This is a genomic window from Janthinobacterium psychrotolerans (assembly GCF_001677885.1).
Classification (GTDB): domain Bacteria; phylum Pseudomonadota; class Gammaproteobacteria; order Burkholderiales; family Burkholderiaceae_D; genus Janthinobacterium; species Janthinobacterium psychrotolerans.
Map to the genome: position 1 here is coordinate 161425 of NZ_LOCQ01000056.1, position 19064 is coordinate 180488.

Genomic DNA, 19064 nt, shown 5'->3' on the forward strand with positions numbered 1-19064 from the left:
CTGCCTACTGTCCCGGCGGTGGCTGCCACAGCTCGACCTTGTTGCCCTCGGGATCGAGCACCCAGCCGAACTTGCCATATTCCGACGCCTCGCCCGCCTCCAGCACATGGCAGCCTTCGGCCCGCAAGGCGTCCAGCAGCGCATCGAGATCGTCGACCCGGTAATTGATCATGAACGGCGCGGTCCCGGGCGCATACGGCTCGCCCTGCGCCGGCGCGATATTCCAGATCGTCGTGCCGGCGCCGGGCTGGCCATCCTCGCCGGCCCAGCTGAAGGCCGCCCCGCCCCAGGCCTGCACATCGATGCCGAGATGGGTTTGATACCAGGCGCGCAGGGTGGCCGGGTCTTTTGCCTGGAAAAAGATACCGCCGATGCCGGTGACTCTTTTCATGAAAACTCCGTGTGGAAATGAAATTTGACGAACTGTTCACCAAGCATACGCCGCGTGCATGCAAGCGGCTAGCCACGATTGACGCCTGGCGTATTAAAATCACGCCCCATGACCTCGCCCGCCACCACCTCTCCCGTTCCCGACAGCATCCTGCTCCCTTCCCTGGCCGTCCTGGGAGGGCAGATTTCCGTCAATCTGGGGGCGGCGGTGGCCAAAAACCTGTTTCCGGTGATCGGCGTCGAGGGCATTACGGCCTACCGGGTGGGGTTTTCGGCGCTGTTTTTGCTGGCGGTGTTCCGGCCCTGGCGTTTTTCGCTGACGCGCAAGGATGTGCTCAATTTGCTGGTCTACGGCTCCGTGCTGGGACTGATGAATCTGCTGATTTACCGCGCATTTGCGCTGATACCGATCGGCATCGCGGTGGCCATCGAGGTAACGGGACCGCTGGCGGTGGCGATGCTGTCGTCGCGCCGGCCGCGCGACCTGCTGGCAGTAAGCTGCGCCGTGTTCGGCCTGTATCTGCTGCTGCCGCTAAAAGGTAGTCCGGGTAGCCTGGACCCGGTTGGCGTGGCGTATGCGCTGGGCGCGGCCACCTGCTGGGCGCTGTATATCATTTTCGGCAAGCGCGCTTCTTCCCTGCAAGGTGGCCAGGCCGTGGCCTGGGGCATGACGGTGGCGGCCATGCTGACGGTGCCGATCGGCGCGGCCTATGCGGGCACGGCACTGCTGTCGTCATCGCTGGCCCTGATGGGGCTGGCGATCGCCATGCTGTCGAGCGCGCTGCCCTACACCCTGGAAATCTTTGCCCTTCGCCGCTTGCCGCAGGGCGTGTTCGGCATGTTCAGCAGCGCCGCGCCGGCCGTCAGCGCGCTGGCGGCGATGGCGGTGCTGGGCGAACATCTGAGCCTGGTACAGTGGCTGGCGATTGCCTGCATCGTGCTGGCGTCGGCGATGGCGGCGCTGGGGGCGCAGTCCAGACGTTGATCGACAAGAACGGGCGGGCAACCCTGTAAAATAGGCCATCGCCATTCACGCCGCATCGTCACCGCCATGAGTCCTTTTTCGCCATCGGTTTGCCACGCTCGTGTTGTTTTGAGCCTGGGCACGGCTCTACTCGCCGTCCAGGCTGACGCGGCACCGGCCTCCGCACCAGCCGCCGCCCTGAAAGGCGACCCCGTTGCTGGCAAAAAAGTGTTTTACAGATGCGCCTCGTGCCACCAGGTGGGTCCTTCCGCGCGGGCGGGTTTCGGGCCCATGCTGACGGGCGTGATCGGCCGCAAGGCGGGCGCCACCACGGACTATCGCTATTCGCCGGCCATGAAAAACGCGAATATCGTCTGGACCGAACAAAACCTGGCCAGCTTCCTGAAAGCGCCCAGTGATTTTATTCCTGGCAATAAGATGCGCTTCTGGGGCATCAGCAATGCCCAGCAGGTGGCTGATTTGCTGGCCTATCTGCGCACCCAGTAAGGCAGTCAAGCCAGCTTAACTTTCCAGTGCTTCCAGCACACCCTTGCGCTTCTTGTGCGCCAGCTCGTAGTTGCGTACCTGTTTCAGCTGGGCGGACGTCAGGCCGTCGAGGTGCTCGCGCACCTGCGCCACCGTCAGGTGCTGGTAGCCGGCAATTGGCAACTCGCCGTCACCATCGGCCTTGGCCCTGGTTTGCCGCGTTTCGCCTTGCTGCGCGCGCTGCTTGTTGACGATGCGGGCCGCGACCTCTTCTTCGCGGCCGGGGTAGCGTCCTTCCTGCCTGAATTGTTTTTCCAGGTGCTTGAATTCGCGCTCGCGCTTGGGGTTGGCGCCTGTGGGCATGCTGCCTCCGGGGTCGTGTCAATAAAATGCGTTCACGGCTTGGCCGGCAGCTTGCTGGCGCACAGATAGACCGAGTATACGGCGGCGATGCCCACCAGCACATAGACGGCGCGCGCGGCCGTGGTCATGTCGCCCAGCAGGCGCGCCACCACGTCAATGCCGAACAGGCCGACCAGGCCCCAGTTCAGCCCGCCGATGACGAGCAGCACCATCGCTATCCAGTCCAGCGTATTCAAGCGTGCGGGCGTGCGTGCTTCGCGCGCCCCGGTTTCCGTTCCCGTTTGTATATTCGCCATTGCTGCCTCCTGTAAAGTCTGAAAACCTGGCCCTGCCATCTCACCCTGGCCAGGACTGGAGTGTAGGCGCGGCGCGCAGGATGGGCATTCAGAAGATGCCTCAGGAATCGGTAGGACAAGTCTTGAATTGGCGTCAGCAGCCAGGAAGCTGCTTGTACATGACGGTGGTGGCGTCCAGCCTGCCGCCCTCGGGGGCCAGCGCATAGCCCGGAATCATGCCGGCCACCTGGTAGCCCAGCGAGGCATACAGCGGTTCGGCATGGTCTTGCGTGCGCGTGTCGAGCGTCAGCAACGGTCGCGACAAGGCGCGGGCGTGCGCTTCGAGCGCCTGCATCAGCTGGCGCGCGATGCCGCGCCGCCGGCACACGGGATGGACCAGCAGCTTGCGCACTTCGGCCCGGTGCGCCTGGTTGGGCGGCGTATCCCAGTCCAGCTGCACGGCGCCGGCAATCACGCCATCGAGCTGCGCCACCAGCAGCAGGCGGCTGCCGCGCGCCACGGCCGGGCCTACATTGCCGCTCCAGAACGCCTCGCTATCGTTGCTGCTGAAGGGCAGGATAAAGCCGATGCTGGCGCCGTCATGCACGCAGGCGTGCAGCAAGGCAGACAATTCCGACAGGCGTGCGTTGATCGTGTCGGGGTTCAGGGTAACAAGTTGCATGGCGTCCTCACTGGTGATCACACAATAAACAGGACATAGCGCGCACCGCTATCGGGCGGCGCATCGAAGGCGCTGGGGCCGGACAGTTGATAGCGCAGGCAGTCGCCGGGCAACAGCTCATGGCGCTGGCCGTTGACGGTCACGGCCAGCTTGCCTTCCTGCATCAGCAAATGATGTTCCATGCCGGGACGCGGCGAGGTCGCATACGCGATATGGGCGCCGGCGTCCAGCTCGCATTCGAGCGCCTCGCCGGCCAGCGCCTGCGACGGCGGCGAGACGGAGCGGCGGCGAAAGCCGGTTTGCGCATCGCTCCAGACGGGCTGGTCCGCGAGACGCAGCAGCGGTGGAAAATCGTCTTCCACCATGCGCAGCAGGCGCGACATGCTCAAGCCGTAGGCGGCGCACAGGCGGCCCAGCACGCTGGTAGTGGGGCTGACGTCGGCGTTTTCCAGGCGCGACAAAGTGGCGCGGCTGACCTGGCTTTGGGCGGCCAGCTGGTCGAGCGACCAGCCCTGCTCCAGGCGCAACTGGCGCAGGCGCTGGGCCAGGCGCTGTTCGGTGGCCTGTTCGGGTGTGAGTGTATTTTCCATATATGGGAATTTATCCCATATATGGAACTCAATCAAGCACAAACGCTGGCCGTTCCACAACGCGCGGGCACGCTGGCGCCAGCCGATGCGGGCCTCGCGCCGCCGAGTCCGAAACAGTACTCACAACATCAGGCTTGCCGGCGCGCCGCTTCGCGGCATAGTTCCAGGAAGCCCGCCAGGCGCGGCGAGAGGATTTTCCTGGCCGGATGGATCAGGTAAAAACGCCGCGCCAGCGCCGGCAAGGCCGTCGGCAGCACCACCAGTTGCCCGCTCGCCAGCAAGTCGGCCACCACCACGCGCGACAAACACGCAATGCCCAGCCCGGCGGCCGCCGCATGCTTGATCGCTTCAGAATTGCCCAGCTCGCCCGCCGGGCGCAGATAATGCAGATGCGGCAGCAGCGCCTGCGCCACCGCTTCGCGCGTGCCCGAGCCCGCTTCGCGCAGCAGCCAGCCCGCCTCGCGCAAGTCGTCCAACGCCAGCCGGCGGCCCGGCAGGGCCAGCGGATGCGACGGTGCCGCCACCACCAGCAGCTCGTCTTCCAGCCACGGTTCGACCTGCAAACCGGCCTCGTGGCAGGGGCCTTCGATCAGGCCGATATCGACCTTGAACTGCGCCACGTCGGCGGCCACGTCAGCCGTATTGGCAATGGTCGCCTGCGCCAGGCTGGCGCCATGCACCTGCCGCGCCCGCATCAGGATGGCCGGCAACAGATAAATGCCGATGGTGGTGCTGGCGCCGATCCGCAGGCTGGCCGGCGCACCTAGCCCGTCGCCGGCAAACTGGCGCTCGATGCCGGCCGCGCCGTCGCACAGCTGGCGCGCCTGCGGCAGCAGCAGGCGGCCGTTATCGTTGAGCATCAAGCGCTTGCCGACGCGATCGAACAGCCGTGCCGCCAGCACGCTTTCCAGCTCGTTCAGGGCGGCGCTGGTGGCCGATTGCGACAGGGAAATCACCTCGGCGGCCGCGCTGGTGCTGCCCGCATCGGCCACCGCCAGGAAAATGTGTAATTGCCGCAAGGTCAAACGCATGAATCTACCTGTTTTTTAGATTGAATATACAGAAAGAATCTGTTTTACCATTTAATTGACGGGCTGTACAGTGGGCATATCGACAGCCCCCACGGAGCACCCATGCCATCCCCCAGCCTCGCCCATCCCTGGTCCCAGCGTACCGGCACACTGCTGCCCGGGCTGCTGCTGAGCGCCCTGCTTGCCTGGGCCGCCATCGAACTGGGCAAGCTGCCCTGGCTGGTCCGGCATGGCCTGAGCGCGCTGACGGTGGCCATCCTGCTCGGCATTATCCTGGGTAACACCATCTATACGCGCTGGGCGCCCGCCTGCGGCGCCGGCGTGCAGTTTTCCAGGCAAGCCTTGCTGCGCCTGGGCATCGTCCTGTACGGCTTCAAGCTGACGTTCCAGGATGTTGGCCAGGTCGGCCTGGCCGGCATCGCCATCGATGCGCTGGTGCTGGTCTCCACCTTTGCCCTGGCCATGCTGCTGGGCATCAAGGTATTCAGGCTCGACCGCGACAGCGCGATGTTGATCGGTGCAGGCAGCTCCATCTGCGGCGCGGCGGCCGTGATGGCGACGGAACCGGTGCTGCGGGCGCGCGGCGAAGACGTCACCGTGGCGGTCGCTACCGTGGTGGTGTTTGGCACCCTGTCCATCTTTCTTTACCCCATGCTGTACCAGCTCAATCTCGGCTGGCACCTGCTGGGCACCGCGCCGGCCGCGTTCGGCGTATATATCGGTTCCACCGTGCATGAAGTGGCGCAAGTGGTGGCGGCCGGCAAGGCCATCGGCCAGGATGCGGCCAATGCGGCCGTGATCGCCAAGATGGTGCGCGTGATGATGCTGGCGCCGTTTCTCCTGACCCTGTCGGCGCTGCTGGCGCGCGGCAAGAACGCCCATAGCGGCGCAGCCAGGGCTGGCCTGGCCATACCCTGGTTCGCCTTTGTGTTTGTCGCCGTGGTCGCCTTCAATTCACTGGGCCTGCTGCCGGCCGCACTGGTGACGGCCGTGAATGGCCTCGACACCGTGTTGCTGGCAATGGCCATGGCGGCGCTGGGACTCACTACGCACTGGTCGGCCATCCGCCGCGCCGGCTGCAAACCCCTGCTGCTGGCCGGCCTGCTGTTTTGCTGGCTGGTGGCCGGTGGCGCGCTGATCAATCGCACCGTCACCATGCTGGCGGCAATGGCATGACACATGGACACAAAAAACTTCGTACAATAGGGTCCGCTTGATTTTTTGATACAGGTATCCCATGCACTTCTCGAACTGGCTGCTGTTTTGCGGCGTCGCCCTGCTTGTCACGTTTTCGCCCGGCCCGGCCGTGCTCCTGGCCATCTCGAACTCGATCGCCGTCGGCCCGCGCCGCGCCATGGTCAGCAGCCTGGGCAATGGCGTGGGACTGTTCATTATTTCCGGCGTCGCCATGGCCGGCATGGGCGTGGTGCTGGCCACCTCCGCCACCGCCTTCATGCTGCTGAAACTGGCAGGCGCGCTCTACCTGGTCTATCTGGGCATCAAGCAATGGCGCAGCAAGACCAGCATCGTTGCCGCAGCCGAAGTGTCGCAGCAGCCACGCGCGGCCAATCCGAATTCGAACGGCAAGCTGTTCCGCCAGGGCCTGACCGTCGCCTTGACCAATCCGAAAGCCATCCTGTTCTTCTCGGCGCTGTTTCCGCAGTTTATAAGCCAGGCGGAGCCCGTGGCGCTGCAGTTCGCCGTGCTGACGACCTCGTTCGTCGCCTGCGCCATGCTGGCCCATCTGTTCTATGCCACTCTGGCGCGCCTGCTGAAAAGCCAGCTGGCCAGCCCCGGCCGCGCGAAATTGTTCAACCGCATTTCAGGTGGCGCCTTCGTGCTGCTGGGCCTGAGCTTGTTGCGCCTGCGCAGCAAGGCGGCGTGATACCGCTCAGGCGATAATGGCGGCGATGCGCTCGGCGATCGCCTGCGCCAGCTGCTGGATATGGTAGCCGTCGACAAAGCCGTGGTGCGCCTGCACTGAAAACGGCACCGCCATGCGGCCATCGGCGCCCGGACCGAACTTGCCCCAACTGATGCACGGGATATCGGCCTCGCCGTGGCGGTACACCGGGTGTTCGATGGCGCGCAGGTCCAGCCACGGCAGGCTGGTAATAAAGATGTTGTGGCGCTGCTCGCGCACGCTTTCCCCCGTACCTGTATTGATCAGCTTGGCTGAAGCTTCGGCGATGCGCTTGGCCTCCAGACTGCGGGAGATAAACAGGTCCAGCTGGTCCGTCATCTCGAAGCGCGTGTAGTTCAGGTTGTCGTCCGCATTGATGACGGTGTAGGAAGCGGGAAAGTCATCAATCCTGATCACCTCGCCCTCGTAAATGCGGTACATGAAGTTGTCGCTCTGCTTGACCGTATTCAGCACGCAATACAGGAAGAAGTGGAATACGGGAATTCCCTGCTGCTTGCACCAGGGCCGGAAGTCCGGCACGTCGAGCAGGAAGTTGATATTGACCAGCGGATTTTCAAACGCACTGAACAGCTCGTAGCGGTCGCGCCGCTTTTCAAAATTTTTCATGCGGCGAGTGTAGACGATGGATGCACTGGCGGGCAAGTCCAGCGGCGTCATCTATTTGCCGTCGACCGGCATCATCAGAAATACCAGTTTCCGCGAGGCGCTGTTCAGCGCCAGGCCCAGCAAGGGCAGCATGGCCATGACGACGGCCAGCGGCAGCCACAGCGCCAGCACGATCAATAGCGCCGTCATCGATTCGGTCAGCCAGACGGTTTGCATCATGCCGATGCGCGCGCCCAGATAGCCGCACAGCAGCTTGCCGAAAGCGCCGCCGACGAACAGCAAGGACAGGGCCAGGCAGGAAGAAAAGCGATCAGATGCCCGTCTATACCCTGCCCGGCGATGACGCCACGACCGCCGTTTATTTGGCCATGCCGTCCTTCTTCATCTCGTCCTTCTTCATCTCGTCCTTTTTCATCTCGTCTTTTTTCATGTCATCTTTTTTCATCATGCCGTCCTTGGCCATGGCATCTTTTTTCATGTGCTTCTTCGGCATCGGCTTGGCCATGCCGTTCTTGCCCATGCCATCCTTGTGCATGGCGTCGGCCGAGGCATCCTTGGCCATGGCGTCTTTCTTCATGGCGTCCTGGGCCAGGGCGGTGCCCGACATGAAGATGGCGGTGGCGATAATGGCGGTGATGGTGTTTTTCATGATGATTCCTTGTCTCGAGGTTGGTTGGGACTATGCCCGGGTTTGATACAAGCGCTACTGGTACTGCTGAAAATCTGTCAGGAGCCGCCTGCAAAGACGCCAGCTGCTACCGATGCGCAAGGCGCCATGCCGACGGCTTGCAAAATGGTGCTGCCTTCGGCCTGCTGCACAAAGGCGACGGCCTGCAAGCGGTCCTGGCGCCAGCTCGGCGGCACGCTTACTTCACGGCGCAGGCTGGCGCGGCCCTGGACCAGCGGCACCGGCCCTAGCCACAGGCGCACGGCCGCGTCATGGCGCAGGGTGGCGCCGCGGTTTTCGCCGCGCAGGACCTGCGAGACGATGCCGCTTTCGCTGACGGCCAGGTACAGCTTGCCACCGGTGTGGCCATCGACGGCCCCGGCCTGCGCGTCGAGCAGCAGCTTGCCGTCACGCCCCGGCTTGGCCGACAGGCGCAGATTGACGGTTGCCGGGGTCGCATTGATGCGAGCGATCGCCGCCGGCAGCTGCGCGTCCCAGCCGCGCACTTCCTTGCCGCCGACGAAAAACTGCGGCGTGTACGCCACGTGCTGGCGCTGATCACGCAGCAGTTCGGCCTGGCGCGCGTCGAACGGCGGCTGCGCCAGCGGATCGGTCCAGCCGATCCGGTCCCAGTACGTGACATGCAGGGCCAGCGGCACCACCAGGCCGGCAGCACCGGCTTCCTTGCGCAAGGCGTTCAGGCGCTGGTCGGCGGGCGGGCAGCTGGAACAGCCTTCGCTGCTGTACAGCTCCACCAGCGCCGCCGTGCGAGGGCCGCTGGCCACTTCGCAGCGCGGGCCGGCGGCCGCCTGCGCCGCCATGGCCGACAGCAGTATCGGTAAAAAAGTTGCTGCCAGGCGGTACTTGATATTCATGATGCGTAACCGTTATAGTAAAAAAGAAGCGTGCTTGCCCCTCAATTCGTCACGGCAACGAGATTGGTTACAGGCCCCGTCGATTTTTTTAACAATATTGTTCACCGCCTGTCACCGAAGGGCCTCATGCAACGAATACCTGTCAGTGAGCAACTGCACGGCACCGAGCTGCGCCTGCATGGCCTGATGCTGCGCGGCCTCGACGGCGATGCGCAGGCCTACCGCAGTTTTCTGCAAGCGACCAGCGCTCATTTGCGCGCCTTTTTGCGCCGGCGACTGCAGCGCTGGCCCGATGAGGTGGAAGACCTGGTGCAGGAGTGTTTGCTGGCCATCCACAACCAGCGGCTGACGTACGATACGGGCGTGCCGCTGACGTCGTGGATCCATGCGATCGCCCGCTACAAGCTGATCGACTGGCTGCGCCGGCATGCGCGGCGCGATGCGCTGCACACGCCGTACGATGAAGATGACGATGCACAGGCGCTGTTTTCCAGCGCCGATGCCGAGGCAAAAGAGGCCAGCCGCGACCTGGCCACCTTGCTGGCCACCTTGCCGGCGCAGCAGCGCGACGCCATCGTGTACACCAAGCTGAACGGCTGGTCGGTGCGCGACACGGCCGGCGCCATGCGCATCTCGGAAGCCAGCGTCAAGGTGGCCGTGCATCGCGGCCTGAAGGCGCTGGCAGCCAATTTAAGGAGTACAACAACATGAAAACCGATGACTTGATCGCCATGCTGGCCAGCGGACCCGACGTGGCCGCCGCACCGCCGCCGGGCGCGCGCTGGCGCACCGCCGCCACCCTGGGCGCGGGCCTGCTGGCCAGCGTGGCGCTGATGGCGGCGTGGCTGGGGGTGCGCCCCAACCTGGCGCAACTGGCGCTGCGGCCGGATTTCTGGATCAAGCTGGCGTTTGTCGCCAGCGTCTGCCTGGCGGCCTGGCATGCCAGCCGGCGGCTGGGCATGCCAGGCGCCAATACCGGCAGCCTGCTGCGCTGGCTGGCCCTGCCCCTGTTGCTCATGTGGCTGCTGGGCGCGGCGGCCATCGCCACGGCGGCGCCGGAGCTGCGCGCCGAGCTGTTCTGGGGCACGACCTGGCGCAGCTGCCCGCTGCTGATCGCCCTGCTGTCGCTGCCGGTGCTGGCGGCCATGCTGCGCGCCATGCGCCAGCTGGCGCCCACGCGCTTGCGCCTGGCCGGCGCGGCTGCGGGATTTGCCGCCGGCGGCGCGGCCGCCCTCGTCTACTGCCTGCACTGCCCGGAAATGGCGGCCAGCTTTATCGGTTTCTGGTATGTGCTGGGCATGCTGGTGCCGGCCGCCATCGGCGCCTTGCTGGGTCCCAAAGTGCTGGCCTGGTAGCCACGCGGCGCGGCAGGCGAGCCCAGCCTATCGACTCCATAGCGACAGACTCACGCATTCCCACCGGCCGCGCCACGCCATCCCCGGCGCGACGCCACCTCCTGCCCGGTACGCGCTCGCCGCTGCCGTCAATCATGGCCAGCTTGCCATTATTTCTTGTCCTTCAAATATTTATTTTTGTTGCGCTGAAAGAAACGCGTAGATTGGATGGGGCCTGCCAGCCCCGCAAACCGATCGATGCCGATTCTTCCCGAAAAAAATGGCAAGAATTTGAATCCGGTCACGTTTGCCATCCGTACAAGTTGGGCAGCTCCGTAATTCATTGAAGTATTGCCTTTGCGAACAACAATTCAGGGAGAATCGACATGTCATTATTGCAATCGAAAACCGCACTGGGCGCCGCCATCCTCTGCAATCTGCTGGCCATGGCGCTTGCGCCATCGGCCTTCGCTTCCAGCCACCGCGAAGCACCGTTCATCACGCAAAACCCCAAGGTCGACGCCACCGACTTCTACATGTTCCGCAGTTATGAAGCGGGCCGCGGCGCCTACACCACGCTGGTGGCCGACTACGTGCCGCTGCAGGATGCCTACGGCGGCCCGAACTACTTCACCATGGACCCGCAAGCCCTGTACGAAATTCATATCGATAACAATGGCGACGGCAAGGAAGACCTTACCTTCCAGTTCCGCTTCACCAACACCATCAAGGACGCCCAGTTCACCGTGGGCGGCAAGAAAGTCTCGATACCGCTGGCGATCAACGGCGGCGCCATCGACACCGTCAACCCGGCCGGCCTGAACGTGCGCGAAACCTACAGCGTCACGGTAGTGCGCGGCGACCGGCGCAGCGGCACGCGTTCGGCCGTGACCAATGCCACCGGCGGCGGCACCAGCTTCGACAAACCGGTCGACAATATCGGCAACAAATCGATCCCGAACTATGCGGCCTATGCGGCCCAGCACGTGTACGCCGTCAATATCCCCGGCTGCGCCACGCCGGCGCGCATGTTTGTCGGCCAGCGCAAGGACCCGTTCGTGGTCAACCTGGGCGAAACGTTTGACTTGATCAATATCAAGGCGCCCGCCACCGAGTTCGCGGCCAATGCCGAATCGGCCACCAAGGACGACCTGGCCAAGAAAAACGTCACCGCCATCGAAATGGAAGTGCCGACTTCGTGCCTGACGGCAGGCGCCGACCCTGTCATCGGCGGCTGGACCACGGCCAGCCTGCGCCAGGGCCGCTTGCTCAACCCGGCACCCGGCACCACCACCACGGCCTCGAAAGAAGGCGGCGCCTGGGTCCAGGTATCGCGCCTGGGCATGCCTTTGGTCAATGAACTGGTGATCGGCCTGAAAGACAAGGACCGTTTCAACGCCAGCAAACCGTCGGGCGACGCGCAGTTTGCCGACTATGTGACCAATCCGACCGCACCGGCCCTGGTCGAAGTACTGTTCGGTTCGGCCGGCGCCAAGGCGCCGACCAACTTCCCGCGCAATGACCTGGTGGCCACCTTTCTTACCGGCATCAAGGGCGTCAACCAGCCGACCACCGTGACCGCCTCGGAAATGCTGCGTTTGAATACCTCGATCGCGGCCACCGCCGTCGGCGCGCAAAACCGCCTGGGCGTCATCGGTGGCGACAATGCCGGCTTCCCTAACGGCCGCCGTCCTGGCGACGACGTGGTCGATGTGGTGCTGCGGGTGGCGATGGGCAAGCTGTGCACCTTGAATATCGGCTGCGCACCGGCCGATGCGCCGGCTGGTGGACTGCACTTCACGGACGGCGCCTACCTTGACGAAAAAGTGTTCACGCCAGGTTTCCCTTACCTGGCAACCCCGATCGCCGGCTCGCCACAGATGTAACCCCAGCCCAACACAGGAGTCCGACATGAAACAGTTCCATGTAATTGCCGCCCTGGCCGCCACCGCCCTGCTGGCCGGTTGCGGTAGCGGCCACAGCAGCCACCATGACGACAGCGGCAGCGGCGGCGTCAATCCGCCACCAGTGGCCCTGCTCGACACGTTTTTCGTGGCTGTGAGCAATACCATCCTGACCACCAGCGAAGACAAGGACGCGGTGAGCATCGACGCCATCGTTGCCACCTCGCCGGAAGACAAGGAACCGGTACCGTTGTAAGCAGCACCAGCGGGCCGCCCGGGCATTGCCCTGGCGGCCTGTATCACCCGACCGCAGGCCCGGAGCCCTCTCTGATGAGAAAATTGTTCTTGCTGTTTTTTACCCTGCCCTGCCTGGCGCACGCCGCGCCGTATCTCCCCAAGGACGGTAATGCCGTCATCGAACAACTGCCGCGCCGTGCCGACGCCGCCCAGGGCGAACTGCGCAGCCTGCGCGCGCAACTGAGCCAGAAGCCGCAGGACCTGGCGCTGGCCACCAGCCTGGCGCAGCGCTATATCGGCCTGTCGCGCAGCGAGACCGATCCGCGCTATCTCGGCTACGCCCAGGCGGCGCTGGCGCCCTGGTGGCGCCAAGCCGCGCCACCGGTGCCGGTACGCCTGCTGCGCGCCACCATCCTGCAAAGCACCCATCATTTCGGCGACGCCCTGCAGGATCTCGATGCGGTCATCGCGCAGGACTCCGCCAACGCCCAGGCCTGGCTGACGCGCGCCACCGTGCTGACGGTGCAGGGCGATTACGACAAGGCCACCGCCAGCTGCGCCCGCCTGTCCGGCCTCACGACGCAACTGGTGACCGTCACCTGCCTCGCCAATGTGGCCGGCGTGACGGGCCGCGCCGCGAAAAGCGAACAATTATTAAATCTCACCCTCGAGCGCAGCAGCGGCACCGCGCCCGAACTGGAACACTGGGCCTTGAGCCTGCTGGCCGAAATGGCCGCGCGCCGTGGCGAGAGCAAATTGGCCGAGACGCGCTTCAGGCAAGCCCTGGCGCAGCAGCCGCGCGACAGCTACCTGCTGGGCGCCTACAGTGACTTTTTGCTGGATCAACAGCGCGCGCCCGAAGTCATCACTTTGTTGAAAGACCAGCAGCGCATCGACGCCCTGCTGCTGCGCCAGGCGCTGGCCATGCAGGCGGTGTCCGGCCAGGAGGCGCCATTAAAGGCCGCCACTGCCGAACTGGCGGCCCGCTTCAACGCCGCCATGCAGCGCGGCGACACCGTGCACCAACGCGAACAGGCGCGCTTTGCCCTGTACTTGCAGCGCGACATTCCCGGCGCCCTGCTGCTGGCGCAAAAGAACTGGGTGATCCAGAAGGAAGCGGCCGACATGCGCATCGTGCTCGAAGCGGCCGTCGCCGCGCGCGACAGGGGCGCGGCGCAGCCCGTGCTGGCGTGGATCAAGACCAATCACGTGGAAGACGTGGCGCTGCAGGCGCTGGTGACGAAAGCGGGTGCCCTGTGAACGTCCGCCTGCTTGCCTTTTTGTTTTTGCTGTGCGCCTGGTGCGCACCGGCGCAAGCGCACAAGCCCAGCGACAGCTACCTGGCCATCAGCGTGCAGGACCAGCAGATCACCGGCCAATGGGATATCGCCCTGCGCGACCTCGATTTCGCCATCGGTCTCGATGGCAATGGCGACGGCACGCTGACCTGGGACGAGATCCGTGCGCGCCACCAGGCAATTTCCGCCTACGCGCTGCAGCGCCTGCAGGTCGCCACCACCGCAGGAGCCTGCACCCTGCAGCCCGGAGAGCAGCTGATCGACAACCATACCGATGGCGCCTACAGCGTGCTGCGCTTTACGGCCGCCTGCCCCGGCAGCGCCGCGCCCGCCAGCCTCGATATCGGCTACACCCTGTTCGCCGACCTCGACCCGCAGCACAAGGGCCTGTTGAAACTGACCCACGATGGCGAGACGCAAACGGCGATTTTTGACCCGGACAGCCCGCGCCAGACCTTGTCGCTGGCCGCGCCGGACCGGCTGGCGCAGTTCGGCGCGTATGTCAAACACGGCATCTGGCATATCTGGATCGGCACCGACCATATATTGTTCCTGCTGTCGCTGTTGCTGCCGGCGGTGCTGTTGCCGGGCCTGCGCGAGCAGCAGGCCGGCCTGCGCGCCGCGTTTTTCGACGTGCTCAAGGTCGTCACGGCATTTACGCTGGCCCACTCGATCACCCTCACCCTGGCCAGCCTGTCGCTGATCTCCCTGCCCTCGCGCTGGGTCGAGTCGGCAATCGCCGCCTCGGTGGTGCTCGCTGCGCTGAACAATCTGTTTCCGCTGTTTCGCGGCAGGCGGCCGGTGGCGGCGTTTGTGTTTGGCCTGATCCACGGTTTCGGCTTTGCCAGCGTGCTGCGCGACTTGGGCCTGCCGCAGTCGTCGCTGGTAAGCAGCCTGTTCGGCTTCAACGTGGGGGTCGAGATCGGCCAGCTGGCGATTGTCGCCGTGTTCCTGCCGCTGGCCTGGTGGCTGCGCAGAACCTGGTTTTACCGCCAGCTATTCACCTGGGGTTCGCTGGCGATTGCGCTGGTGGCGGCCATCTGGCTGGCGGAAAGGGTGCTGGACATCAAGCTGATCAGCGCTTGAGCGTCACGCCAGGCAAAGGCGTCGTGTCAGCTAAACGTGATGAACGCTGCCGGCACCGCATCGGTCAGCCACACCCCATTGGCCGACACATAAAACACATGGCCCTGCCCCAGCATGGCGGCCGTGTCGATGCTCAGCACCACCGGCTTGCCATGGCGGCTGCCGACATTGACGGCGGTGTCTTCGGTGGCCGACAGGTGTACATGGTTGCGCGAGCCCGGGCGCAGGCCCTGCTCGCGGATGGCGTCGACAAAGCGGCTGGCCGTGCCGTGGTACAGCACGGCCGGCGGCATGGCCGGTGGCAGGCCGATATCGACGGCGGCCAGCGAATGGCCCTGGTTGGCGCGGATGCGCAAGCCGTCCATGCTGAACGCATAGCGCGTCTTGCTGTCGTTGGCCACCACTGCATCGAGTTGTGTACGCGTGATGGCCTTGCCGTGGCTGGCCGCCTGCGCCAGCAACTGGTCCACCTCGGCCCAGCCGTTGGCGTCCAGGCTCAGGCCGATGGTCTCGGGCGCATGGCGCAATACAAGAGAGAGAAATTTGCTGGTTTTAACTAAAGGATCGGTCATTGCCGCAGTCTAGCAGAGCCGCTGTGCTAGAAGGCGTACGCCAGGGTCAAGCGCACCGACCTTGGCTCGACCGGATGGAAATGCCGGTCCTCCACCCCTTCCGCAGCTTCCCCTGGCAGGCGCGACGTATAGTAATAGTCGATATCGCTGGCACGCTTGTCGAACAGGTTGAACACGTCGAGCGAGACACGGCTCTGGCGGTTGAGCTGGTAGCCCAGGCGTGCATAGGCCAGGGTGGTCGAAGCGGAGCGCACGGAATTGTCTTCCACCAGCGGGCGCGGGCCGAAGTAGCGCAGATGGAAGGCGGCCGACCACGGCCCCTGGTCGGTCAGGGTGACGCCGAACGAGGCCACCTTGTCGATCGAGCCGGGAATGAAATTGCCGGCCGGATCGCTTTGCGTGTAGCGCGAGCGCGAGGCGGCCAGGTCCAGGTCGAACAGCAGCCAGGGCGCGGCGATATAGTGGTTGTTCCATTCGATGCCATGGCGCCGGCTGGCGCGGCTCGGCTCGGTTTCGCCGGCGTCGCCGACAAACAGCAGCTCGGAAGCGATATCGAGGCGCCACAGCGCCAGCGAGCTTTGCAGGCCCGGCAGCCATTCCGTGCGCGCGCCCAGCTCCATGCCTTTCGTCGGCACCAGCGGCGTGACGGGCGAGGAAGCGCTGCCATCGGGCAAGCGCGTCTGCGTGGTGCCGCGCGCGTCGTTGCTGTGAAAACCCTTGCCATAATTCGCAAAGAACTCGGTCTTGCTCCACGGCCCGACAATCAAGGACAGCTTGGGCGAGGTAATGCCGTCATTCGCCTTGCCGCTATTGCCTGCGATGCTGCTGGCGACATTGAAACGGTAGGCATCGTAGCGCACGCCGGCCACCGAACGCAGCCACGGCAACCACTGCGTGCTGTTTTCCGCAGTCAGGCCCACGCTGCCTTCGCGCACGCGGTCTTCGCGCACCGTGCTGTGCCGAACTCTTTCCTCGGTGCCATACAGGCCGACCGGCGACAGCTTGTCGTAGCGGCCCTGCACGCCGAGCTTGTTGCGCATGGCAAAACCGGCCTGCTCGGTCTGCCAGCTGACACTGGTGTTGACACCGGCCACGGTGCGCCGTTCGCTTTGCTGGAACTGGTCGCCAAGTCCCGGATTGGCCAGGAAATAGGTGAAGTTGCTGTACAGATCCAGCTGCGAGCGGATCACATAGGCGTCAAATTCGAACAATCGGTTGTCGCTGCGCTTGCGCATGGCGTAAGCCAGGCTGTAGCGGCTGGTATCGCCACCGTCGCTGGGATCGAGCGCGCCATAGCGGCCTGCCTCGCCCGACTCTACCGCGCGCAAGGGTATCTGGTCGGTGGAATTCCAGCTGTTCTTGTACGCCATGCCAGTCAGGCTAAAACCGTCATCCTGCGTGCCCTGGCTGTAGCGCAGCACGCCGCTGTATTTGCGCACGCGCTCGGGGCTGTCCCAGGGGCCGTCGTTGCGGTTCAGTTCCAGGCCATACAGCAAGGTGCCCCGCATGGCGGCAAACGCGTCGGCCAGCACGCCGCGCGTGTAGCCATGCTGGCCCACGGACAGGCTGGCCGTGCCTTGTGGCAATTTGTCCATCAACCGGATGCGCGCCGCGCCGGCCGAGGCGAAGTCGCCCTCGCCCGCATAATACGGCCCCTTCTTGTAGTCGATGCGCTGTACCAGTTCGGGAATCAGGAAATTGAGGTCGGAATAGCCATGGCCGTGGGCATGCGTGCGCATATTGACGGGCATGCCGTCGACAAAGGTGGCGAAATCGGTGCCATGGTCCAGGTTAAAACCACGCAGGAAGTACTGGTTGGCCTTGCCGTCGCCGCTATGTTGCGTGACGATCATGCCAGGCACGAATTCGAGCAGTTCGCCCGTGCGCAAAGCCGGCCGGTTAACTATCAGGTCGGTAGTAATCACGCCCTGGCTGGCCGCATCCGAGGTGCCAACGGCGTTGTCATAGTGGCCCGCCACGCGCACAGTGCGCGCTTCGTCGGCCGGCGCACCATCGGACTGGGCCACCGCCTGGCCTGCCATGCACAGCAGCGCCAGCTGGCAAGCTGCCCCCAGTTTGCTTTTTCTCAAATGCATCTCGTCTCCAGTTTTTATGATGTCAGAGCGGGCTTGCGAATGTGTCTCATGCAATATCAATATACGCAGCAACTTGCGTGCTGGATTCAAAATTTTGCTTTTCTGACCAGTAGGGAATGACCATGGACCAGACCGACAGCGCGACCAGGACCGCCAGGCGCATGATGCCCGCCAAGCGCGATGTACTGCCGTATATCCTGCTGTCGATCTTGCTGGCCGGCCTGCTGGCGGTACTCGCCGGCGCCCTGTTTGCGCCGTATTACCACGCCGTGCCGGCCCTGCTGTGGAGCCTGGGCTTTTGTGTCAGCGGCATGCTGCTGGGCTTTTTGTTCGGCATCCCGCGCAGCCTGCCATCGGGCACCGTCAATATGCCGCCGGCCGAAGAGCGCAGCAACGGCAAGCGCCGCAGCGGCGACGAGCCGGCCGCCATGGAAGCGGCGGCCGGCGCCAGCAATACCATTTTTCTCGGTACGCCTACGCCGATGGAAATCAATTCCAACCTGGTGGAGGTGTCGGACTGGCTGACCAAGATCATCGTCGGCGTTGGCCTGATCGAACTGAAAAGCCTGCCCGCCACGGCGCAAGGCGTGGCGGCGTTTATCGCGCCCAGCCTGGCCATCGATGTGGCAACCGGCAAGGCGGTGGTGGGCGGCGTGATGCTGTTTTTTTCCGTCCACGGCTTTTTGATCGGCTATTTGCTCACGCGCATTTACCTGTCCATCATGATCAAGCGGGCCGACAGCCTGGTCAAGAATGAGTCTGTGCGGCTGGAAAGCGGCAGGGAAATCGAAGTGACGGAACTGAGCCGCTTGCAGCAGAAGTCGCTGGAAGACATGCAGGAAGCGGTGACCCAGCTGCTGCTGGCGCGCACGGCCGGTGATGGCGAACCGGCCGTGGCGTCGCTGGCAGGTTTGCAACCGGCACAACAACCCGCAGTGCGCATTCTGTGGCTGGACGACCACCCGCGCAACAACACTTTATTGGTGGAGCAACTGGTGCGCGAAAACATCAATGTGGACCTGGTGCAGTCGCTGGCCCAGGCGCAAGCGATGCTGCAAAAGAACCGCTACGCCTTGCTGATTACCGACATGGCGCGCCTGGAAGGCGGCCAGCGCATCAAGGACGCCGGCGTGCGCACGGTGCGGGAAATGAAGCTGGCCCTGCCGGAACTGCCCATCCTCGTCTATTGCAGCAAGGATACCGCCGCCAGCTACGGCAGGGAGGCCGAAGCGGCCGGCGCGCGCCTGATCACCACCTCGGGCACCAGCTTGCTGGCGGAAGTCAACCGTCTGGTACGCGAGGAGCGCTAGCCAGTAACAGGACTGTAGCGATAGGCGCCCAAGTAGGCCAAGGTACATTGCGCCGGATGGGCCAGCAGATTCGGCGCATACACGCATACACCAGTATCGGCCAGCAAGCCGTTCGCATCGGTGACCGCCTGCGCCAGCCAACTGCCGCCATACGACACGCCCTGCAGCAACTGTTCCAGGGGCTGTGGCGCAGGCGCCAGCTCGCTTTCGATGCAGGCCGGTTCATATTCGCTCAGCCCTGTCTCCCGGCAAAAGGCCGACGGCACGAGGTCGCCATCGTCCGTGTAGCCGGGTAACAGATAGGCTTGCAGCGCTGCGCGGCTGGCAAAGCGCCCGCTGGCTGTAAACACATGGACGATGGCCGCGTCCGCCAT

At 64.4% G+C, this 19064-nt stretch carries 24 protein-coding genes; 11 read left to right on the plus strand and 13 right to left on the minus strand.

The window, feature by feature from the left end; genetic code table 11:
* Positions 1-4 precede the first annotated feature (4 nt).
* Complete coding sequence (locus tag ASR47_RS14825) at positions 5-391, minus strand: VOC family protein (protein WP_065308552.1); 387 nt, start codon at positions 389-391, stop codon at positions 5-7.
* A 108-nt stretch (positions 392-499) separates the two neighbouring features.
* Here ASR47_RS14825 and ASR47_RS14830 point away from each other — a divergent pair, with 108 nt between their 5' ends.
* Positions 500-1375 (plus strand): EamA family transporter, encoded by an 876-nt coding sequence (locus ASR47_RS14830; protein ID WP_065308553.1) that lies wholly within the window; start codon positions 500-502, stop codon positions 1373-1375.
* 207 nt (positions 1376-1582) lie between these two features.
* A complete protein-coding gene (locus ASR47_RS14835) occupies positions 1583-1861 on the plus strand; it encodes a c-type cytochrome (protein WP_425402736.1) in 279 nt (92 codons plus the stop codon).
* Positions 1862-1876: 15 nt separating this feature from the next.
* On the opposite strand, the gene ASR47_RS14840 is transcribed toward ASR47_RS14835, so the two are convergent.
* From ASR47_RS14840 to ASR47_RS14860, 5 genes are all read right to left on the minus strand, one after another.
* Positions 1877-2203, minus strand: a complete 327-nt coding sequence (locus tag ASR47_RS14840) for a hypothetical protein (protein WP_065308554.1) — start codon at positions 2201-2203, stop codon at positions 1877-1879.
* Between the two features lie 32 nt (positions 2204-2235).
* The gene (locus ASR47_RS14845; protein WP_065308555.1) at positions 2236-2499 is read right to left on the minus strand and encodes a DUF378 domain-containing protein; all 264 of its coding nucleotides are present in this window, start codon (positions 2497-2499) and stop codon (positions 2236-2238) included.
* Positions 2500-2632: 133 nt separating this feature from the next.
* Positions 2633-3160, minus strand: a complete 528-nt coding sequence (locus tag ASR47_RS14850) for a GNAT family N-acetyltransferase (protein WP_065308661.1) — start codon at positions 3158-3160, stop codon at positions 2633-2635.
* A gap of 17 nt (positions 3161-3177) precedes the next feature.
* Positions 3178-3750, minus strand: a complete 573-nt coding sequence (locus tag ASR47_RS14855; RefSeq protein WP_065308556.1) for a helix-turn-helix domain-containing protein — start codon at positions 3748-3750, stop codon at positions 3178-3180.
* A gap of 128 nt (positions 3751-3878) precedes the next feature.
* Positions 3879-4781: a LysR family transcriptional regulator gene (locus tag ASR47_RS14860; RefSeq protein ID WP_065308557.1), complete on the minus strand. Its 903-nt coding sequence runs from the start codon at positions 4779-4781 to the stop codon at positions 3879-3881.
* A gap of 102 nt (positions 4782-4883) precedes the next feature.
* On the opposite strand from ASR47_RS14860, the gene ASR47_RS14865 reads away from it, so the two are divergent.
* Positions 4884-5957 (plus strand): YeiH family protein, encoded by a 1074-nt coding sequence (locus ASR47_RS14865; RefSeq protein ID WP_065308558.1) that lies wholly within the window; start codon positions 4884-4886, stop codon positions 5955-5957.
* Between the two features lie 61 nt (positions 5958-6018).
* Positions 6019-6666, plus strand: a complete 648-nt coding sequence (locus tag ASR47_RS14870; RefSeq protein WP_065308559.1) for a LysE family translocator — start codon at positions 6019-6021, stop codon at positions 6664-6666.
* 6 nt (positions 6667-6672) lie between these two features.
* On the opposite strand, the gene ASR47_RS14875 is transcribed toward ASR47_RS14870, so the two are convergent.
* From ASR47_RS14875 to ASR47_RS14890, 4 genes are all read right to left on the minus strand, one after another.
* Positions 6673-7311, minus strand: a complete 639-nt coding sequence (locus ASR47_RS14875) for a CatA-like O-acetyltransferase (RefSeq protein ID WP_065308662.1) — start codon at positions 7309-7311, stop codon at positions 6673-6675.
* 51 nt (positions 7312-7362) lie between these two features.
* The gene (locus ASR47_RS14880; RefSeq protein WP_065308560.1) at positions 7363-7593 is read right to left on the minus strand and encodes a hypothetical protein; all 231 of its coding nucleotides are present in this window, start codon (positions 7591-7593) and stop codon (positions 7363-7365) included.
* 76 nt (positions 7594-7669) lie between these two features.
* Complete coding sequence (locus ASR47_RS14885) at positions 7670-7960, minus strand: pentapeptide MXKDX repeat protein (RefSeq protein ID WP_065308561.1); 291 nt, start codon at positions 7958-7960, stop codon at positions 7670-7672.
* A gap of 77 nt (positions 7961-8037) precedes the next feature.
* On the minus strand, positions 8038-8853 hold the full coding sequence (locus tag ASR47_RS14890; protein ID WP_065308562.1) for a DUF1223 domain-containing protein: 816 nt from the start codon (positions 8851-8853) through the stop codon (positions 8038-8040).
* A 126-nt stretch (positions 8854-8979) separates the two neighbouring features.
* Here ASR47_RS14890 and ASR47_RS14895 point away from each other — a divergent pair, with 126 nt between their 5' ends.
* The 6 genes from ASR47_RS14895 to ASR47_RS14920 all read left to right on the plus strand — a co-directional run bounded on the left by ASR47_RS14895 (position 8980) and on the right by ASR47_RS14920 (position 14712).
* The gene (locus ASR47_RS14895; RefSeq protein WP_065308663.1) at positions 8980-9564 is read left to right on the plus strand and encodes a sigma-70 family RNA polymerase sigma factor; all 585 of its coding nucleotides are present in this window, start codon (positions 8980-8982) and stop codon (positions 9562-9564) included.
* Positions 9561-10208 carry an NrsF family protein gene (locus ASR47_RS14900; RefSeq protein ID WP_065308563.1) on the plus strand — a complete coding sequence of 216 codons (648 nt, stop codon included), beginning with the start codon at positions 9561-9563 and terminating at the stop codon, positions 10206-10208. The genes ASR47_RS14895 and ASR47_RS14900 overlap by 4 nt, the downstream gene beginning before the upstream one ends.
* A gap of 365 nt (positions 10209-10573) precedes the next feature.
* Positions 10574-12073 (plus strand): DUF4331 domain-containing protein, encoded by a 1500-nt coding sequence (locus ASR47_RS14905; protein ID WP_082988941.1) that lies wholly within the window; start codon positions 10574-10576, stop codon positions 12071-12073.
* Between the two features lie 25 nt (positions 12074-12098).
* Positions 12099-12347, plus strand: a complete 249-nt coding sequence (locus ASR47_RS14910) for a hypothetical protein (RefSeq protein WP_065308564.1) — start codon at positions 12099-12101, stop codon at positions 12345-12347.
* Between the two features lie 74 nt (positions 12348-12421).
* Positions 12422-13588 (plus strand): tetratricopeptide repeat protein, encoded by a 1167-nt coding sequence (locus ASR47_RS14915; protein ID WP_065308565.1) that lies wholly within the window; start codon positions 12422-12424, stop codon positions 13586-13588.
* The gene (locus tag ASR47_RS14920) at positions 13585-14712 is read left to right on the plus strand and encodes a HupE/UreJ family protein (protein ID WP_065308566.1); all 1128 of its coding nucleotides are present in this window, start codon (positions 13585-13587) and stop codon (positions 14710-14712) included. Before ASR47_RS14915 ends, ASR47_RS14920 begins: the two co-directional genes overlap by 4 nt.
* A 26-nt stretch (positions 14713-14738) precedes the next feature.
* On the opposite strand, the gene ASR47_RS14925 is transcribed toward ASR47_RS14920, so the two are convergent.
* Together ASR47_RS14925 and ASR47_RS14930 are read right to left on the minus strand one after the other, a co-directional pair.
* On the minus strand, positions 14739-15284 hold the full coding sequence (locus ASR47_RS14925; RefSeq protein WP_065308567.1) for an RNA 2'-phosphotransferase: 546 nt from the start codon (positions 15282-15284) through the stop codon (positions 14739-14741).
* A 26-nt stretch (positions 15285-15310) separates the two neighbouring features.
* Positions 15311-17380: a TonB-dependent receptor gene (locus ASR47_RS14930; RefSeq protein WP_065308568.1), complete on the minus strand. Its 2070-nt coding sequence runs from the start codon at positions 17378-17380 to the stop codon at positions 15311-15313.
* Positions 17381-17502: 122 nt separating this feature from the next.
* Between ASR47_RS14930 and ASR47_RS14935 the strand changes: the two genes are divergently transcribed.
* Entirely contained in the window at positions 17503-18690 is a 1188-nt protein-coding gene (locus ASR47_RS14935; protein ID WP_171898946.1) for a DNA-binding transcriptional response regulator, read from the plus strand.
* On the opposite strand, the gene ASR47_RS14940 is transcribed toward ASR47_RS14935, so the two are convergent.
* A complete protein-coding gene (locus tag ASR47_RS14940; RefSeq protein ID WP_065308570.1) occupies positions 18687-19064 on the minus strand; it encodes an immunity 22 family protein in 378 nt (125 codons plus the stop codon). The genes ASR47_RS14935 and ASR47_RS14940 overlap by 4 nt on opposite strands.

What these genes read in the sequence shown, in the direction of transcription:
- ASR47_RS14825 (WP_065308552.1), bottom strand. Translation starts at nt 391, where the DNA reads ATGAAAAGAGTCACCGGCATCGGCGGTATCTTTTTCCAGGCAAAAGAC.
- ASR47_RS14830 (WP_065308553.1), top strand. Translation starts at nt 500, where the DNA reads ATGACCTCGCCCGCCACCACCTCTCCCGTTCCCGACAGCATCCTGCTC.
- ASR47_RS14840 (WP_065308554.1), bottom strand. Translation starts at nt 2,203, where the DNA reads ATGCCCACAGGCGCCAACCCCAAGCGCGAGCGCGAATTCAAGCACCTG.
- ASR47_RS14845 (WP_065308555.1), bottom strand. Translation starts at nt 2,499, where the DNA reads ATGGCGAATATACAAACGGGAACGGAAACCGGGGCGCGCGAAGCACGC.
- ASR47_RS14850 (WP_065308661.1), bottom strand. Translation starts at nt 3,160, where the DNA reads ATGCAACTTGTTACCCTGAACCCCGACACGATCAACGCACGCCTGTCG.
- ASR47_RS14855 (WP_065308556.1), bottom strand. Translation starts at nt 3,750, where the DNA reads ATGGAAAATACACTCACACCCGAACAGGCCACCGAACAGCGCCTGGCC.
- ASR47_RS14860 (WP_065308557.1), bottom strand. Translation starts at nt 4,781, where the DNA reads ATGCGTTTGACCTTGCGGCAATTACACATTTTCCTGGCGGTGGCCGAT.
- ASR47_RS14865 (WP_065308558.1), top strand. Translation starts at nt 4,884, where the DNA reads ATGCCATCCCCCAGCCTCGCCCATCCCTGGTCCCAGCGTACCGGCACA.
- ASR47_RS14870 (WP_065308559.1), top strand. Translation starts at nt 6,019, where the DNA reads ATGCACTTCTCGAACTGGCTGCTGTTTTGCGGCGTCGCCCTGCTTGTC.
- ASR47_RS14875 (WP_065308662.1), bottom strand. Translation starts at nt 7,311, where the DNA reads ATGAAAAATTTTGAAAAGCGGCGCGACCGCTACGAGCTGTTCAGTGCG.
- ASR47_RS14885 (WP_065308561.1), bottom strand. Translation starts at nt 7,960, where the DNA reads ATGAAAAACACCATCACCGCCATTATCGCCACCGCCATCTTCATGTCG.
- ASR47_RS14890 (WP_065308562.1), bottom strand. Translation starts at nt 8,853, where the DNA reads ATGAATATCAAGTACCGCCTGGCAGCAACTTTTTTACCGATACTGCTG.
- ASR47_RS14895 (WP_065308663.1), top strand. Translation starts at nt 8,980, where the DNA reads ATGCAACGAATACCTGTCAGTGAGCAACTGCACGGCACCGAGCTGCGC.
- ASR47_RS14900 (WP_065308563.1), top strand. Translation starts at nt 9,561, where the DNA reads ATGAAAACCGATGACTTGATCGCCATGCTGGCCAGCGGACCCGACGTG.
- ASR47_RS14905 (WP_082988941.1), top strand. Translation starts at nt 10,574, where the DNA reads ATGTCATTATTGCAATCGAAAACCGCACTGGGCGCCGCCATCCTCTGC.
- ASR47_RS14910 (WP_065308564.1), top strand. Translation starts at nt 12,099, where the DNA reads ATGAAACAGTTCCATGTAATTGCCGCCCTGGCCGCCACCGCCCTGCTG.
- ASR47_RS14915 (WP_065308565.1), top strand. Translation starts at nt 12,422, where the DNA reads ATGAGAAAATTGTTCTTGCTGTTTTTTACCCTGCCCTGCCTGGCGCAC.
- ASR47_RS14925 (WP_065308567.1), bottom strand. Translation starts at nt 15,284, where the DNA reads ATGACCGATCCTTTAGTTAAAACCAGCAAATTTCTCTCTCTTGTATTG.
- ASR47_RS14930 (WP_065308568.1), bottom strand. Translation starts at nt 17,380, where the DNA reads ATGCATTTGAGAAAAAGCAAACTGGGGGCAGCTTGCCAGCTGGCGCTG.
- ASR47_RS14935 (WP_171898946.1), top strand. Translation starts at nt 17,503, where the DNA reads ATGGACCAGACCGACAGCGCGACCAGGACCGCCAGGCGCATGATGCCC.
- ASR47_RS14940 (WP_065308570.1), bottom strand. Translation starts at nt 19,064, where the DNA reads ATGGCGGACGCGGCCATCGTCCATGTGTTTACAGCCAGCGGGCGCTTT.